Raw genomic sequence first — 16,849 nt, 5'->3', positions numbered from 1 at the left:
CCATTCCGAACAGAGAAGTTAAGCCCACCAGAGCCGATGGTACTGCGGTAACACGTGGGAGAGTAGGTCGGTGCCAAATCTTAAAAGAAACCCTTTAACAGCAATGTTAAAGGGTTTTCTTGTTTTATAGAGGACCATGAGTTTTTGGTCTGTTAAATTGAAATTTTGAAATCGATATAATTAAGCTGAAAAGCTTGAAGCATAAAGACCAGGGCGTAATACTTTAGCTTTAATCTGATAGCTTTGACCTTTAAGCTTTAAATAAAAATATTTAGGTGCCTATATCGGTGGTGTCCACCTCTTCCCATTCCGAACAGAGAAGTTAAGCCCACCAGAGCCGATGGTACTGCGGTAACACGTGGGAGAGTAGGTCGGTGCCAAATCTTAAAAGAAACCCTTTAACAGCAATGTTAAAGGGTTTTCTTGTTTTAGGGCATTTGAGTGGAAAGCCTAAAGCCCAAAGCATAAAGCGGGATACACTGCTTTAGTCTTTCTCTTTTAAGCTTTTAACGCCTGCTTAATGTACTTAATTTCCTAATGATAAAAAATGCGAGGGCGACAAATTCTTAGACTAACAGGGAATCCACTCTTGTTAAAAAATGTAAAATCTTTTAACCTCAAGGCAATAAAACCGTATTATTGTAATATTACGTAGATATTGCTATGATGAATTTGAACCTGAAGAAACTGGCTTTCCTTGCTTTTTTATGCGGTGTAAACTTTGCTGTTTTCGCACAGAATAAAAATGTACAACTACCTGCCAATTGGTTTAATCTCGATTTAACTGAAAACGGTTATTTCGGTATCAGTACTGAAAAAGCTTACCGCGATTTGTTAAAGGATAAAAAGCCCAAACAAGAGATTGTAGTGGCTGTAATTGATGGTGGGGTAGATACCAGCCATCCCGACTTAAAAAATGTGCTGTGGACCAACAAAAAGGAGATTCCGGGTAATGGGATTGACGATGATGGTAATGGTTATATCGATGATATCCATGGCTGGAATTTTATTGGCTCGAAGAAAGGAAACCTCGAGTTCGATAATCTCGAACTGGTACGCTTATTACGGATCTATACGCCAAAATACCAATCTACAACCAATCTAACCCCTTTAGATAGTACGCAAAAAGAAGAGTTCAGGTTATATAAGAAAATGGTGGGCGATTTCGGGAAGAAATATGAGGATGCCAGCAATACATTCTCAGTGCTAATTGCCATTAACAAGGTTTTAGATTCTGTTGCGAAGATCAATAAAAAGGAAATCCCTACTTTGGCCGATATCGACCTGTACAAAGCAGACGATGAAACGGAAGAACAGGTTAAAACCATTATCAGAAAAGGTGCTAAAGAAGATGGTGGTTTCGATAAGTTTTATAAAAGTATCAAAGATGGCTATAAACAGTATGATGCCATGCTTAAATACAATTTAAATCCTAAGTACGATGTACGGGCTGAGCTTGTTGGCGATGACTACAGCGATTCAAATCAACGCAATTATGGAAATAACGATGTAAAAGGACCTGATGCTTTCCATGGTACGCATGTTTCGGGTATTATCGGTGCCGATCGCACCAATGCTACCGGTATTTTAGGTGTAGCCAATGGCGTAAAAATTATGGCGATCAGGGTAGTGCCTACAGGCGATGAAAGGGATAAGGATGTAGCCAACGGAATCCGCTATGCGGTAGATAACGGAGCCAGGGTGATTAACATGAGTTTCGGTAAAAGCTATAAGTGGGATAAAAAAGCGGTAGATGAGGCTGTAAAATATGCCGAAACCAAAGGTGTGCTCTTGGTGCATGCCGCAGGAAACGATAATCAGGATAACGATTTGGAGGAGAATTATCCTAATAAATTCTTTGATAGCAAGGAAGCTGAAACCTATAAGCAGGCGCATAAAAAGGCAGTTAAACCAGATTTTACACCACCTAGACCTAATGCGCAATATGGTGGAATGGGGATGCGTGCTCCTTATGACAGAAGTTCAGCATTAAAACCAATTCCGGTCGATACAGCTAAATTTAGCCTCCCACGCGCAAGCAATTGGATCGAGGTAGGTGCAAGTGCCTATAAGGACGATGATAACCTTAAAGCTGATTTTTCGAACTATGGAAAATACAATGTGGATGTGTTTGCTCCGGGCTTCCTGATCAGATCTACTGTTCCCGATAATAAATATGAAGAAGCCGATGGAACAAGTATGGCTTCGCCGGTTGTGGCAGGTTTGGCAGGATTGATTTTAAGCTATTATCCAGAACTAAAACCAGCCCAGGTAAGGGAAATTATAATGAAATCGGTAACGAAAGTTGCACATAAAATTAAGTACAAAAACGAGAAGGGCGAAAACGTTCGCGTTCTTTTTAGCGAGATCTGTGTAAGTGGAGGTATTGTTAATGCGTATAATGCTTTAAAACTGGCCGAAACCTACAAATAATTAACCGCTCTGCTTAGGGTATAAGTGGTTTAACAAACTGCTTAATGGTACCGAATGGATATTGTTTGGCTTTTAAATGCCTAATAAAGTTATCCATACGGGCAATCATTTTTGCACCGGTATTTTTGCGTACGTAGCCCGGAAAACCAAAACGTTCAAAATCATCCAAATCTGTAAACTCCCAGGGGTGAAAATAGATGTTCAGGTATCTGTCTTTTTTATAGGTCCAGGTGGCTAAAGTTTTATAAATACCCAGGGGCAGGTTATGAAAGGATAACCAGAATAATGGAAACCTAAACCAGGGGCTAACCGATGCCGGCAATTGCAAGACATTGTTTTGCGTAAAATAAGTTCTCGAAATATTGAAATTATTATAGCGTCCGGGTAAATAAGTCGGATTGATAGATGAATTGTATAAGTAACCTGCTTTTTCAACTTCCTGCTCATCAACCGGCATCATCCTGGCCATGCGGTAACCTATAATTTCATGTCCCGAAATTTCTTCCAGCTTCTGTTTCGATTGCAGTAAATGCTCTGGTTTAAAATCAGAGTGGTAATAACCATGCGAAGCCAGTTCATGGCCTGTATCAATGATCCGTTTAATCAGATCAGGAATATTTTCGGCAAAGGTAACCGTACAGAAAAAGGTTGCCTTTACCTGGTGTCTATCCAGAATATCCAGAATGGCAATGGTACCTGCCCTCGAAATTGAAATCTGATCTTCAAAAGAAATCGTTTTTCCATATTCAAAAGGCATATCGAACTCTTCGATATCGAAACTTAACAGAACCATTATTGCTGCTTGATATTAGTTGAACGGATAATGTAATTGGGACGGTTTTTAGCCTGCATAAACATCTTCCCGACATATATGCCAATGATACCGAGGATAATGAGCTGTAAGCCGCCAAAGAATACAATGGTCATGATTACCGATGCCCAGCCAGAAACCTCCACATGATTTACAAATGCATAAATGATATATGGCACGTACAACACAGAGGCAAATGACAGGATAAAGCCCAGATAAACTGCAGTGTACAGTGGCTTAATGCTAAAAGAAGTAACGCCATGCAATGCCAGTCTTAACATCTTTTTTAAAGTATATTTACTTTTACCAGAAAAACGTGCCGCAGGATTGTATTTGATGGCAAACTGTTTAAAGCCAAGCCATTTTACCAAACCGCGGAGAAAAGGTTCATTTTCGTGGAAGTTACGGAAAACATTAACTACGCGTTGATCGAGCAAGCGGAAATCGGCCGCTCCCGGCTCCAGATCAATATCAGAAAGCCAGTTTAATATTTTATAAAACAGGCTCGATGAGCTTCTTTTGCCTTTCGATAAGTTTTTATCTTCTTCGCGGATGGTATAAACCACTTCATAGCCTGCTTCCCACTTCGCAATCATGTCTGGAATCAGTTCGGGCGGGTGTTGCATATCGCAATCCATCGAAATCACACAATCGCCGAAAGCATGGTCCATACCTGCCTTAACGGCCAGCTGGTGACCAAAATTTTTAGAAAATTCGAGGAAGAATATATTCTCGGCGGTAGCCGCATACGCTTTTATTTTTTCGAGTGTATGGTCGGCACTGCCATCATCAACCAGGATAATTTCGTAACTGTAACTAAGCGTAGCAAAAACCTTTTTAATACTTTCGGCTATTACAAAAATATTATCGGCCTCGTTATAAGCTGGGATGACTATAGAAACTAATTTCTTCATTTATCGGTAATCAGATAAGACTCAAAATCTGCTTTCATCATTTGGTAAATTATAGTAAACCAAATAATCACGCAAGGTAGGGCTTTAAGCGAATATAGACGAATAAATTCTTTAACCGCCCTCGGGAAAATGTCGGTTGGCGACAGGCTGGTGAGTATAAAAGCAAAAATAAACAGTGCAGTTATCCAGCCTTTTTTCTCTTTTTGAATGGTAAACCAGATGGCTACACCTGCAAAAGCAATAATGTAAGTAGGCGATTCCGATCCGCTGCTGAAGATCACCGTAAAAATTAATGTTGAAGCCAGCAGCATTAACCTGAAACCGATATGTTTAAACTGTGCAGTTCTTAAATAAGGTAAGCCAAACAAGATTAGTCCTCCCAATAAAAAAGGCATATTGGGGATCGTCACATCGCCGGTTATTCTTCTTGCCATTCCCATTAACGAAATATCCTGAAAGGAAGTTAGCGAAGCATTTAAATCATTTTTATGCGCCAGCGAGTTGTACCAGTCGCTGTAAGATTGTATAATAAATGCCGGCGACGAAATGAGCATGGGCAGTGCAAATAGCAAGGCAAATGCCGCCACACCAGCCGCAATAAATTTTAATTTGTTTTTGGTGAAAAAGAAAAATGCCAGGCCTACAATGCCGTAGAGTTTAACCAAAGTGCCCAAAGCAATAAAAAATGCCGATTGGATCTCTTTCTTTTTAACGAGATAAGAGAAACTGAGCAATATGATTCCGGTTAGGGCGATATTAAACTGAAAACTAAACAAAGCAGTTAAGGTTTCGTGCGCGCATATCCAGGCAATAACCGATCTTTTTTTCAGGCTGATGGGCAAACTATAAATACCCCAAAGCAGTATGGCAGCATTGGCTATGTTCCAAAGAATAGCACCTATACCATCAGGCAGTAAAGCAAAAGGCGTAATCAGTACCGAAAATACAGGACCATAATGGTTACTATCTGCATATTCGGGATAGTTGAGGTATAGGTTTTGCAAGTCGGAGGTATGCCAATACACATATTTAAAAATAAGGTAGTTGTTGTAGGCGTGGTGATGGTATTGTTTATAGCCTGCAATAATGGCCAGTATAAGGTATATGGCAATTATACATTCCTTTTTTAAAAGAAATGAGATGAGTTTTTGACGTTTAACGTTTTTATCCGGAATCATTGTTTTGGCAGTGCAATATAACTATTTTAACAGTTCCGGTAATAACATATTCTTATTAGGATTGGTATCGTGACATCGGTTTATTGCTATAACACCAACTCCGCTTATTTTAAACTATTTATACCCTACCTGAAACATACAATCACTCAAAATCTAATCATTCATTATGGTTTAATTTTAATAACCGTAAAAGAATAAGCTGGTATTTCGACTGGCTGGCCTGAGCTGAGGGCGATGGTTGTCTTCACCGGCAGTACTTTCTTGTCGGTAGGGTTCCCCGATAGTACTGTCTTGATTGCATTAAAATGCTGCTGTTTAAAGTTTAAATCTAATGTAGTATTTACCTGTACAGGAAGCAGGTTAACCAGTTTAATGGTAATCTCGCCAGTTGCCGAATCTTTTACCATTGAGCATGCTACTCTTTTTTTTACGGCTTCCTGGTTTACCGAAAGCGCAACGGTAGATGGAAAATAAATATCGCCACCATTCTGCCCGTAAAGCTGTTGCACGTAATAACCAATGGTAGGCTTAACTTCGGTATTGTTAAAATAAATTAAATCGGGGTTCCATTGTGTGTGGCCCTCTTTTGCAATCAAGGGCGCGTAAGATGCCATACTCACTACATCGCCATTGCGCTCGAGTGAGGTCAGATATAAAGCTTCTGATAAGGAAGTTTCCAGATTAGTTTTATTACCTCCAGGTAAACTTGCTGCATATTCGCCCAGGTAAACTTTTGATTTGGAACGGTCGTAATTATCGTAAAAGTCCTGATTATTAATAAACCAGCCGGGCGATTGGTAATAGTGTTCATCAATAACCGGAACATTCAGCTTTGAGGCAATCTGCCAGCCTGCTTCGTAATCCGTGCCTTCAAAAAATGGTCCGGCAGTACCTATAATTACAATTTCAGGATGAAGCTTTTTCAATGCTTTGTAAATCATAGTAAAGCGCTCGGCAAATACTTCAGTTATCTGGTCTTCGTTACCAATGCCAATATATTTTAAGTTAAAGGGTTTTGGATGACCGGCCTCAGCCCGTTTTTTTCCCCATTTAGTGTTAACATCACCATTGGCATATTCAACAAGGTCTGCAATGTCCTGAATATAGGCATCCATTTCGCTCATTGGGATGCCGCCTTGTTGCCCGCCACCACCTGTTGATGAATTTTGACAAGGTACGCCGGCCGCAATAACCGGAACAGGCGCAGCACCGATGTCTTCGCAAAACTGAAAATATTCGAAATAACCAAGCCCCATAGTTTGGTGGTAACCCCAAAGGTTACGGTCGGATTTGCGCGATTCGATCGGGCCAATGGTGTTTTTCCATTTGTAAATATTGGCAATACCGTCGCCATGCGCTAAACAACCGCCAGGGAAACGAACAAAACGTGGCCTGATAGCCGCAATTGTTTCAGCCAGATCTGCCCTTAAACCATTTTTACGGTTTTTATAGGTATTTTGTGGGAATAAAGAAACCATATCTACTGCCAACCGACCTGCAGTTTCGAGCACAAGCTCTAGCCTAGCATCTGTAACATCGGCAGATGATACCAGTGCTCCAGCTTGTTTTTGCCAGTTTGCCTGGCCTATTTTTAAGGTAGTTTGTGCAATTAAACCAGCTTTAGCACTTGTAAGCCTTACTCTTAGATTTAACTTTTCTTTATCTACCAGTTTTGTAAAGACCGAAAAAAGATAAGTTGCACCTTTTTTCAAGGTAATGCCATCAAAACCACTGTTGCCTAAAGTAGCGCCGGCAGTTGTGGCGTTTACTACAGCGTAGTGTGGGTTATTGGCGTGGATTGGCGAAACAGAATCAATTTTTAAGAAAGCATCTTTGCCTGTTATAGCCCAGGCATAAGTATTGTTCCAGTTTTTGTCGTTAAAACCTTTATCGCGTAAATTGTATTCAAAATCACGGTTTTGAATCAGTTCTGCATAAAGCCCGCCATCGGCCGCATAGTTTAAATCTTCGAAGAAAATACCGGTTAACATGTTGCTAATGGTTTTGGGTTTATCAGGTTTGAAGGTTATTTTAGCGGTTAAATCTTTTAATCCGCTAAAACGGAAGGCATCATCTTTGGTTTGCTCAGCATTCTGCTTGCTTTTATAATCCTGCAACTCATAAGCTTTTTTAAGGGCTAAAATATCAGCCCAGGCTAAGTGGAACATTTGCCCCTCCAATTTACCATCCATTTGAATAGCAGTACCCGCATTGCGGTAAGCAGCAGCACTTACAGGTTTTGCATTGCTGTATTGATTTAAATTTTTAGATTTTACCTCAAAATATTTTCCCTCTGCATCTGCATAGATTACTGTATATTCATCTTGACCGGGATTATAACTAATTACTGGCCGCAATACATTTTTACCGCTGGCAACGTAAGGGTAGCTTTGCGGCTTCCAGTCAACCAGATTTGCCGATTGTGCTGTGGCAAACTGCATGGTTTGATTGTTTAAGCTCCAGGCGCAAACCCATTGCTTATTTTTCCCCCGAATCAAATAAGGGCTAATCATTTTCTTTTCGGTACCCCAACGGCCGTAATCGCTTTTTAAAAAGGTATAGTTATTGCCAACTGGTGTCCAATGTTGCTTGTCTAAGCTCCAGGCAAAGCGTAATCCGTTTGCATTGTAGGCAAAAAGGTAAGCCGAATCGGGTTCATTTTTTTTAACGGCAAATGCATTTATAACGGTAAGCAAAATGACTGTAGCCGACAATAATAGTTTGTTCATTGGTTTGGGTTAATTCGGTTAAAACTTCATGTCTAAATTCCAGTTTTTGGCCAGTGCATTGGCTTCATTTTTAGTAAGGTGTATTACTGCACCGTGTTTGGGGGATGAGAAATTGGTCGATTTCATTACACCTTCATTAAAACGGCCCAGGTTGGTGAAATTCGTAAAATCACTGGTCTCGCTAAAGCCAAAATTGTGCGGAGTAATGCGGTAGATATCATAAATCAGTACCCATTTATTTTCGCCAATCCTTTTGTAAACCGTAGGGGCTTCGCAACCAACCTTCTCCGGGTCGTACCAGCTGTCGTCGTACTGGTAATCTTTATTAATGGATGAGGAAACGGCTTGTTTTACACCCGATGTACCATCATGCGGAACGTAAAACATGTGAAACTTGTCGCCAACTTTAGTAATATCGGCATCGATATACGATACATCTTTCGGGTACTGAAAAAGCAGCTTTGGCTGTGATTCGAATCGCGTAAAATCTTTATCCATGTAAGCATAGTAAAGCTTGTCTTTCCCATTGGCGAAGCGCATGGTAAAGTAAATCATCATTTTATTTTCCTTTTCATCAAATATCAGCTCGGGTGCCCAGGCACAGCCAATATCGGCCAGCTCAGCAAATGATTTATCAACCCTTAAAACCTGGTGCGACCAGTGGATAAGGTCTTTCGATTTCATGAGCACCAGCCCGCGGTTATTGCCCCAGCCATAAGCTTTTCCATCGCGTTCCCATTCTGTATTGCGGTAGCCTGCTTTTTGGCCATAAATATGTAGATCCGTTAAGGCCATGTAAAAAATACCATCCGGGCCGCGGTAAATGTGCGGATCGCGAATGCCCTTCTGCTCGGCAATGGTATCGCCCGCAATAACAGGTTTGGCCTGGTTTACATCGGTAAAACTGTAACCATCCTTACTCAGCGCCATATACAAACCATGGGTATCATCTTTAAAATATACCATCAGGTAGGCTGCCATATTCTTTTCGCTTACGCGCGGTTTTGGTTGGGCTAAGAGGTTAATCGAAATGAGCAGGCCTGTTAAAAGAGCCGTACTCCGGTAGAAAATTATCATTGGCTTTATATTTGGTTTTAGCAGATTAAACTACTAAAATAATAAATAATCGTTATAATGACGATTATTTATTCCTGATCATATGCGCCAATTAAATTCAGGCTGTTCTTAAGAAGAAACCGCCGTTGCTTCTTTATGTAATTCCTTGCTTCTGATTCTGCTTAGGGTTTCGAGGCGCATGCCTAAATAACTGGCCAGATAGCGCTGGGGTATCCTGTTCATATCAATTTTTTTGCTCTCTTCGAGCATGCGGTAGCGGCGTAGCGCATTTGGAATGCGGGCTAAAATCGATCGCTCAGAGGCGGCATAATAATGCAGCGCCAAAAGTTTGCGGCCAATAACATTGGCTTCTTCATATTTGGCGTAGGTGGCATCAATTAAAATATAAGGAATACGGATCAGTTCGCAATCTTCGAGTGCCTGAAGATATTCTACCGAATGATAGGCTTTGTGATCGGGATGGCGGATAGCCCCCACAATGTTGTGACCGAAACTGAACCAGGTGGTAATATCTTTTGTACCGTCTTTAACAAATCCGCGTACAATACCGCTTTTTACAAAGTAAAGCGCGGCGTTACTGTCAATCGGTGAAACAATGTGCTTGTTTTTTCTGACCTTAACCAGCGAACAATGTTTTTCATAGTCGGCAATCATCAAATCAGAAATAGGGTGATACTGCTCAAAAAATTCAATTAATGGCTGCACAAAAGAGCTGTGTTTGGGATGGAGCATCATAATGTAGCGTTTAGTTTGTTGAATAAAAATGTGTTAACAAAGGCAATCATTCGATGCTTGTATTGGACAAAGGTGTCTGATTATTACGCAATAAAAGCACATTTAATCCATAAAGATATGATATGCTTTTGCCAGGTGTTCGGTTAATTAAGCTTATCTACGTAAAATATAGCTGTTAGGTTTTTTCAAATAGGATTATTTATACAAAAAAATAACTGTAATAATAAAGTTACATATTTTTTCTTGTAAAAGAAAATAGCCAAACGGATTAGCTTTCTCAAATTAAATAAAACTATCTGTATGCGATCAGGTTAGCATAATAAGACCTATTGAAATATGGAAAGAAAAGATACTAAAAGACGAATGATTACCGAAATTGCAACTGCCGGGTTGCAGGCTGCAACAAAAAAGCTGGGCGCTACCGCAAGCCGAAAGCAGATTAGGAGAGGCGTTTCGAAAAATATTGGCCTGATTGATCAATTATTGCGGCTTAGCCTGATGAAAAATATTGATCCTTCAAAAAAAATGCAAAGAAATATCGAACTCAGTGCACTTGGAGTAATTGCCCTGCATAATTTTTACAGTGGTTTTAAACGGAAAAAGAAGTTATGGGTGTTAGAGGGCATTTTTTTAACGGCTGCACTGGGTGGCGTAATTCTGGTAACCCAACTAAGTAATCATAAGCACGATACCGATAAAAACCGTTAGGCCATTTGTTTTAGCCTCGATGTTTTAGCCTGTTTAATGTAGTTATCCAGAAACTGAGCAATGCCTGTCGTCGCATAGCCAATAAGCCTCGAATTTTCGCCAAGTTCAGACGATACAATTGTTGTTTTCTCTCTGATTTGGGTCATGCAATACGTATTAATGGCTTGCTGCATGGGTAGGGTGATGTATTGTTTTGCTTCTGCAATTTTTCCACTTAAGATAATCAGCTCGGGGTTGAAAAGCTGAATGAGCATGGCAATACCTTTGCCCATGTGGGTGCCAATATTCGATAGTAACTGAATGGCATACTGATCGCCTTTGTTTGCTGCTGCGATAATAACGGCTGGTTCTATTCTTTCGAGTTCTTCGTTACTGAGTTTATTCAGCATCGAGTTTTTGCCCGATAAGATGCCTTCTTTAGCCATTTCTGATAGTGCATTTCCGGATGCAATGGTTTCGAGGCAGCCATGTTTACCACAGTAACACAAAGCACCATTTTCTACAAAGGGAATATGGCCCAGCTCTCCTGAGAATCCGCAGGCACCCGGCCTCAACTTCCCATCCATAATAATGCCCAAACCTACACCCCAATCCATTAACAAAATAAGCACGTTGTTTTTGCCTTTTGCCATGCCATGTGTAAACTCGGCCATTGTAGAACCGTTTACATCGTTCTGGATCACTACAGGTAACTTTAGCATCTTTTCGAATGCAGCTGTTAAGGAAATGTTCTCTACATCATTCAAAAAATAGCTGTAATTCTCACCACGTTCCGCATCAATTAGGCCAGGCATTCCCACGCTGCAGCCAATCAGCATCTCACCTGGTATATTTTCTGATTGCAGGATATCCTTTGTGTTGGTATTCAGGATGTTGAAGAAATCAGCCCTGCTTTTTGATATGGGCAAAGCAATGGTTTTAGGGGCGAATAAAAAATTATAATTATTGTCGATAACAACAACTTTGGTGTGGAACAATTCGATATCGATACAGATAATGAGGATCTTTTTATCCTTCAAACCATAGAGGTCGGGTTTTCGGCCGCCCATGGATATGCCATAACCCTTTTTTTCAATCCAGCCTTCCTCCATCAGTCCTGTAATCAGTTTCAGGATACTGGGTGTACTCATATTCATCATTTCGCATAATACCGAAACCGGCGAAGGGCCTAGGCTAAAAAGGTATTTGATCAGCTCGTATTTATAAGTCAGCTTCTTTTTTCCCTCTCTGTCCGATAAGTTATTTAATGCGTTAAGATTCATGAATATTTGGTTTCTATTTGGGTAAATATATAGAACTTCTATTAAAATTTTATGAAAGTTTTTTTAATACGTAAAGAAATAAACGATGTTTTGTCTTTTTAACAAATTCTTGCTAACATTAACTAACCAAATATGCTGCTTAATGTCGCCGTACCCTATTTTGTAACCAAAATATATTGCTCCGGCAATTAATGTAAGCTGAACCACAAAGCAAATAACCATCAGATAAGTTTATTTCTACATACAAACAACCAAAATGAAAACTAAAGAAGAACCGCAAACACAAACAAACTCCAGAAGAGACTTTATTAAAAAAACGGCAGTGGGCCTTGCTGCCTTTACAATTGTGCCCCGTTACGTACTGGGCGGACAAGGCTTTATAGCGCCAAGCGATAAGTTAACCAAAGCCGTTATTGGCGTTGGGGGCATGGGCCGTGGCCACTTTGTTTACGATGGCACACAGGTAGTAGCCATTTGCGATGTAGACACCAGGCACATTGCCAAATCGTTACCAATGCTGGATAAGGGCGTGAAAACCTTTAGCGATTACCGCGAATTACTGAAACTGCCTCAGGTCGATATTGTACACATTGCCACGCCGCCACACTGGCACGGAACAATGGCCATTGATGCGGCCAATGCAGGTAAAGATATTTGGTGCGAAAAACCTATGACCCATACCATTGGCGAAGGTAAAAGGGTAATGGAAGCCGTACAGCAACACGGCCGGATGTTTCGTTTAAATACCTGGTTTAGGTTTAAAGATACTTTTTATGGCATGGGAACAACCGTAAAACCCATCAAAAAACTGGTTGATAGTGGTTTACTGGGCTGGCCTTTAAAGGTTACCGTAAGTAAGCATACCGGCTACGACTGGAAATTTTACTGGGTAGGCAAAGAAAATTTACCAGTTGAACCTGTACCTGCAGAGCTTGATTATAATTCGTGGTTAGGACCGGCACCTTTTAAACCTTACAGCACGCACCGTGTACATGGCACTTTCCGCGGTTACTGGGATTACGATGGTGGCGGCTTAAGCGATATGGGCCAGCACTATATCGATCCCATTCAGTACTTTTTGGGTAAAGATGATACCAACCCAATTTCGGTAGAGGTTGATGCCCCTCAGCAGCACAGCGATGCCGTAGGTACCTGGAGAAGAATTACCTATACCTATGCCGATGGTTGCCAGATCATTTTAGATGGCGAAGGTAAAGACACCAACGTGCCTTATATAGAAGGACCAAAAGGAAAGCTTTATCCAGGCTTTAAATCTGATATTCCGGATTTGGAGCGTAAACTGGCAGCATTTCCCGATCCTGCACCACAGATGACAGATTTTGTAACTTCGGTTAAAACCAGGCAGCAATTTGCCCTGAACGAAGAAAACGGACACCGCTCTTGTAATATCGTAAATATTGGTTTGGCAGCACTCCGCCTGGGCCGTTCATTAAAATTCGACCCGGTTAAGCAGGAATTCATTGATGATGAAGCAGCCAATAAACTGATCAATCCTGTAATGCGCGCACCTTTCACCATATAGTTCATCTAAACCAAACTTTACAGAAATTTTTAATCGATAACAATGATAAAGAAATTAATATTTGCGCTGTTGGCTATTGTGATGTTGCAACAGGCTATATATGCACAAGATAAAACCGACCAACGTACTACCACTACCCGCATTGCCGATCTGCTTGCCCAATTGCCAGCAAGAGATGCAAAACAGCTGAAAAGAAATATGCAGGAAATTGCCGATTTAGGCGAAGATGGTTATGTTACTTTGATTGGCGGCTTAGCCCCCGGTGCAAAAGGAAACGCTGTAATTGAATATGCAGTAAGTGGTTTTTCTGCTTATGCCAGTCAGGCAGGGCAGGAAAACCTGCGTAAAATGAGTGCTGCCGCTTATTGCAAGGCACTGGCAAAGTTAAGCGATAACCCAAACAAAGCTTTTTTAATCAGCCAGTTTGAGCTGGTTGGAAACGATGCCGCAGTTAGTTGTATTGCACCTTATTTAAAAGATGAAGTACTTGCCGATCCGGCAGCAAGGGCTTTGGCTAAAATCAACACCGGAAATGCTACCGCTGCGCTGTTAGCTGCCTTGCCGGCAACCAGTGGCAAAGCACAGTTGGCTGTTGTTGATGCACTTGGTCACAGCCATTCGAAAAAGGCAGCTGAGGCTATAAAAAACCTTTTTGCAGGTAAAATGAGTGGCGATGTAGCTAAAGTTTGTCTCTACGCACTCGCTAACATTGCCGATCCGGCTTCGAAAGAAGTACTGGCAAATGGGGCAAGTAGTGTGGGCTTTAAACCCGAAAATACCAATGCTGTTGATGCTTATCTGGTATATGCCAATAACCTGTTATTAACCGATAAAGCATTGGCCACAAGCATTGCGAAAGAAATATTAGAAAAAGCAAAAGGCGATGATTTGGTGCATACCCGTACGGCAGCATTAAAAATCGTAGCGGTTAGCGAGCCTGATTATTTATTGGCTGCTTTAAACGATCCCGATTTTAAATACCGTGCTGCTGCCCTCAAATTTGCTACAGCCAATTTAGCTGCCGGAAAAGGAACAGCCGATGCCTGGATTGGTAAATTAGGTAAAGCCGATGCCGAAACCCAGGTAGCTATTATCCGGATGCTTGCCCAGGCTAAAGTACAAGCAGCATTGCCTGCGGTAACTAAACTCATTAACAGTAAAGAGCAAAATGTAAAATTAGCTGCTATCGAAGCTACAGGAAGCATTGGGCAGGAAGCAGCTTTAGCCGCCTTGCTTAAATCGATGACTAAAGCCGATACCTCAACCCTAGGTGCTTACAGCGATGCCTTGTTAAGAATAAAAGGAGATGGGGTAACCACACAGGTAGCGGCTTTTATTCCTAAGGCTAAGCCTGCGGCTCAGGTTGCATTAATCAATGTATTGGCTGCCCGTGCAGCGCACAGCGAGTTACCGGCCATTTATAGCCTGCTTAAAAATAAAAACCCCGAAGTTAAAAACGCAGCTTACAAGGCCTTATCTACAACAGTAAATGCACAGGATTTAGCGCAGTTGTTTGTGCTGTTAAACGAAACTTCCGATCAGGCTGAACTGGTAAGTGTACAGGATGCTGTTATTTCGGCAGTAAAAGGTGGTAAAGAAGAGCAGGTAGATGTAATTTTAAAACAAATGGATGCTGCTACGGCAGAGAAAAAGCCATTGTATTATAAAATATTAGGCAGTTTGGGTGGTAAAAAAGCATTAGCTGCTGTTTCTGCAGCTTTCAGTAATGGAAGCGATGCCGACAAACAGGCTGCTTTACTGGCTTTATCATCATGGAACGATAGTGGATCGGCAGATGAATTGATCAAAATAGCCCGAAACACGACCAATGCCGATTACCTTAACCAGGCTTTAAAAGGATATTTAAGATTGATCAACACTTCGGGAGCTGCTCCTGAGCAAAAGCTGTTGATGTTGCGCAATGCAATGGCAGTAGCCAAAACCACAGCGCAGCAACAGGAAATTTTAAAGGCTGCCGATCAGGCCAAAACATTTAATACCCTGGTTTTTGCAGGTAAATATTTCGATAATCCCGAATTGCAACAGGCTGCTGCCACCACGGTGATGAACGTAGCGATGGCCGGAAAATACAATGGCACTATTGTAAAAGAGCTGATCAATAAAACCATCCAGGTGCTAAAAGGTGCCGATGCGGAATATCAGAAAGAAGGATTACGCAAGTATCTCGCAGAAATGAAAGAGGGTGAAGGTTTTATTTCGGCATTTAACGGAACAGACTTAACCGGCTGGAAAGGTTTAGTAGCCGATCCGATTAAAAGGGCCAAAATGGATGCCGCTACCATGGCTACCGAACAAGCTAAAGCCGATGCAGAAGCGAAAGAAAGCTGGAAGGTGGTAAACGGTGAGCTGCAGTTTCAGAGCCATGGCAATAACCTGGCTACCCTAAAAAAATACGGCGATTTTGAGATGCTGGTAGACTGGAAAATTATCGACGATAAAAAAGGTGAGGGCGATGCCGGTATTTACCTCCGTGGTACACCACAGGTGCAGATCTGGGATAATGCCCGTGTAAAAGTAGGTGCACAGGTTGGCTCGGGCGGTTTGTACAACAACCGGGTAAATCCGAGTAAACCATTGGTAGTGGCCGATAACAAACTCGATGAGTGGAATACTTTCAGGATTTTAATGCATGGCGATAGGGTTACCGTATACCTGAACGGACAATTGGTAACCGATAACGTGGTACTCGAAAATTACTGGGATAAAAACCTGCCTATTTTTGCCGAAGAGCAAATCGAATTACAGGCGCACGGATCGCCGGTAGCTTACCGCGATATTTTTATCAGGGAAATACCAAGACCAAAACCTTTTGAGTTAAGTGCACAAGAGAAAAAAGAAGGTTATAAAGTATTGTTCGATGGTACCAACATGCACAGCTGGACCGGAAATACAACCGATTATATTATCGAAGACGGAAATATTGCCATCAGACCAAAACCAGGTAAAGGATCGGGAGGTAACTTATTTACCAAAGATGAGTTTAGCGATTTCGTATACCGTTTCGAATTTAAGTTAACCCCAGGTGCCAACAATGGTTTAGGGATCAGGGCTCCTTTTGAAGGCGATGCCGCTTATGAAGGAATGGAATTACAGATTTTAGATAATGAAGCACCAATTTATAAAGATTTGCATGTGTACCAGTACCATGGTTCTATTTATGGTACTGTTCCGGCTAAAAGAGGCTTTTTAAAGCCAGTTGGGGAATGGAATTATGAAGAAGTAGTTGTAAATGGTCCGAAAATAAAAGTAATTTTAAACGGCACTATAATTCTGGATGCCGATATTACCGACGCGAGAAAGAATGGAGCAGCCGACCACAAACCACACCCCGGATTGTTGCGCGATAGCGGGCATATTGGTTTCCTTGGTCACGGTTCGCCGGTAGAATTCAGAAACATCAGGATTAAAGAGCTAAATAAAAAAGTAACCAAATAAAGA

11 protein-coding genes and 2 rRNA genes are annotated in these 16,849 nt (G+C 41.3%); 6 read left to right on the top strand and 7 right to left on the bottom strand.

Translation table 11 applies throughout. The features are described 5' to 3' along the window. The 3 genes from rrf (HWV58_RS24650) to HWV58_RS03195 form a co-directional block, all read left to right on the top strand. Window positions 1–79, top strand: a 5S ribosomal RNA gene (rrf, locus tag HWV58_RS24650); the annotation flags it as partial. 192 nt (window positions 80–271) lie between these two features. After that, a 5S ribosomal RNA gene (rrf, locus tag HWV58_RS03200) occupies window positions 272–383 on the top strand. 283 nt (window positions 384–666) lie between these two features. Next, entirely contained in the window at window positions 667–2,433 is a 1,767-nt protein-coding gene (locus HWV58_RS03195; RefSeq protein ID WP_175632715.1) for a S8 family peptidase, read from the top strand. Between the two features lie 13 nt (window positions 2,434–2,446). Here HWV58_RS03195 and HWV58_RS03190 read toward each other — a convergent pair whose 3' ends face one another. The 6 genes from HWV58_RS03190 to HWV58_RS03165 all read right to left on the bottom strand — a co-directional run bounded on the left by HWV58_RS03190 (window position 2,447) and on the right by HWV58_RS03165 (window position 9,877). Then, entirely contained in the window at window positions 2,447–3,226 is a 780-nt protein-coding gene (locus HWV58_RS03190; protein WP_175632673.1) for a polysaccharide deacetylase family protein, read from the bottom strand. Beyond that, a complete protein-coding gene (locus HWV58_RS03185; RefSeq protein ID WP_175632672.1) occupies window positions 3,226–4,158 on the bottom strand; it encodes a glycosyltransferase family 2 protein in 933 nt (310 codons plus the stop codon). The genes HWV58_RS03190 and HWV58_RS03185 overlap by 1 nt, the downstream gene beginning before the upstream one ends. Next, window positions 4,155–5,336, bottom strand: coding sequence for a glycosyltransferase family 87 protein (locus HWV58_RS03180; protein ID WP_175632671.1), 1,182 nt, complete (start codon window positions 5,334–5,336; stop codon window positions 4,155–4,157). The genes HWV58_RS03185 and HWV58_RS03180 overlap by 4 nt, the downstream gene beginning before the upstream one ends. A 164-nt stretch (window positions 5,337–5,500) precedes the next feature. Then, complete coding sequence (locus tag HWV58_RS03175) at window positions 5,501–8,065, bottom strand: alpha-L-arabinofuranosidase C-terminal domain-containing protein (RefSeq protein ID WP_175632670.1); 2,565 nt, start codon at window positions 8,063–8,065, stop codon at window positions 5,501–5,503. 18 nt (window positions 8,066–8,083) lie between these two features. Continuing rightward, complete coding sequence (locus tag HWV58_RS03170; protein WP_175632669.1) at window positions 8,084–9,142, bottom strand: glycoside hydrolase family 43 protein; 1,059 nt, start codon at window positions 9,140–9,142, stop codon at window positions 8,084–8,086. Between the two features lie 108 nt (window positions 9,143–9,250). Beyond that, entirely contained in the window at window positions 9,251–9,877 is a 627-nt protein-coding gene (locus HWV58_RS03165; protein WP_175632668.1) for a Crp/Fnr family transcriptional regulator, read from the bottom strand. 336 nt (window positions 9,878–10,213) lie between these two features. Here HWV58_RS03165 and HWV58_RS03160 point away from each other — a divergent pair, with 336 nt between their 5' ends. Then, window positions 10,214–10,585 (top strand): hypothetical protein, encoded by a 372-nt coding sequence (locus HWV58_RS03160; protein ID WP_175632667.1) that lies wholly within the window; start codon window positions 10,214–10,216, stop codon window positions 10,583–10,585. On the opposite strand, the gene HWV58_RS03155 is transcribed toward HWV58_RS03160, so the two are convergent. Next, on the bottom strand, window positions 10,582–11,847 hold the full coding sequence (locus tag HWV58_RS03155) for an ROK family protein (RefSeq protein ID WP_175632666.1): 1,266 nt from the start codon (window positions 11,845–11,847) through the stop codon (window positions 10,582–10,584). The genes HWV58_RS03160 and HWV58_RS03155 overlap by 4 nt on opposite strands. Before the next feature lie 256 nt (window positions 11,848–12,103). Here HWV58_RS03155 and HWV58_RS03150 point away from each other — a divergent pair, with 256 nt between their 5' ends. Both HWV58_RS03150 and HWV58_RS03145 read left to right on the top strand, forming a co-directional pair. Further along, window positions 12,104–13,390 (top strand): Gfo/Idh/MocA family oxidoreductase, encoded by a 1,287-nt coding sequence (locus tag HWV58_RS03150; RefSeq protein ID WP_175632665.1) that lies wholly within the window; start codon window positions 12,104–12,106, stop codon window positions 13,388–13,390. 42 nt (window positions 13,391–13,432) lie between these two features. Next, entirely contained in the window at window positions 13,433–16,846 is a 3,414-nt protein-coding gene (locus HWV58_RS03145; protein WP_175632664.1) for a family 16 glycoside hydrolase, read from the top strand. Window positions 16,847–16,849: the final 3 nt, after the last annotated feature.

Source organism: Pedobacter ghigonis (assembly GCF_903166585.1).
Taxonomy (GTDB): Bacteria; Bacteroidota; Bacteroidia; order Sphingobacteriales; family Sphingobacteriaceae; genus Pedobacter; species Pedobacter ghigonis.
The sequence above is the reverse complement of the archived record's forward strand: the minus strand, read 5'-3'. Positions and strand labels throughout refer to the sequence as shown.

What these genes read in the sequence shown, in the direction of transcription:
- HWV58_RS03195 (WP_175632715.1), top strand. Translation starts at nt 667, where the DNA reads ATGAATTTGAACCTGAAGAAACTGGCTTTCCTTGCTTTTTTATGCGGT.
- HWV58_RS03190 (WP_175632673.1), bottom strand. Translation starts at nt 3,226, where the DNA reads ATGGTTCTGTTAAGTTTCGATATCGAAGAGTTCGATATGCCTTTTGAA.
- HWV58_RS03185 (WP_175632672.1), bottom strand. Translation starts at nt 4,158, where the DNA reads ATGAAGAAATTAGTTTCTATAGTCATCCCAGCTTATAACGAGGCCGAT.
- HWV58_RS03180 (WP_175632671.1), bottom strand. Translation starts at nt 5,336, where the DNA reads ATGATTCCGGATAAAAACGTTAAACGTCAAAAACTCATCTCATTTCTT.
- HWV58_RS03175 (WP_175632670.1), bottom strand. Translation starts at nt 8,065, where the DNA reads ATGAACAAACTATTATTGTCGGCTACAGTCATTTTGCTTACCGTTATA.
- HWV58_RS03170 (WP_175632669.1), bottom strand. Translation starts at nt 9,142, where the DNA reads ATGATAATTTTCTACCGGAGTACGGCTCTTTTAACAGGCCTGCTCATT.
- HWV58_RS03165 (WP_175632668.1), bottom strand. Translation starts at nt 9,877, where the DNA reads ATGATGCTCCATCCCAAACACAGCTCTTTTGTGCAGCCATTAATTGAA.
- HWV58_RS03160 (WP_175632667.1), top strand. Translation starts at nt 10,214, where the DNA reads ATGGAAAGAAAAGATACTAAAAGACGAATGATTACCGAAATTGCAACT.
- HWV58_RS03155 (WP_175632666.1), bottom strand. Translation starts at nt 11,847, where the DNA reads ATGAATCTTAACGCATTAAATAACTTATCGGACAGAGAGGGAAAAAAG.
- HWV58_RS03150 (WP_175632665.1), top strand. Translation starts at nt 12,104, where the DNA reads ATGAAAACTAAAGAAGAACCGCAAACACAAACAAACTCCAGAAGAGAC.
- HWV58_RS03145 (WP_175632664.1), top strand. Translation starts at nt 13,433, where the DNA reads ATGATAAAGAAATTAATATTTGCGCTGTTGGCTATTGTGATGTTGCAA.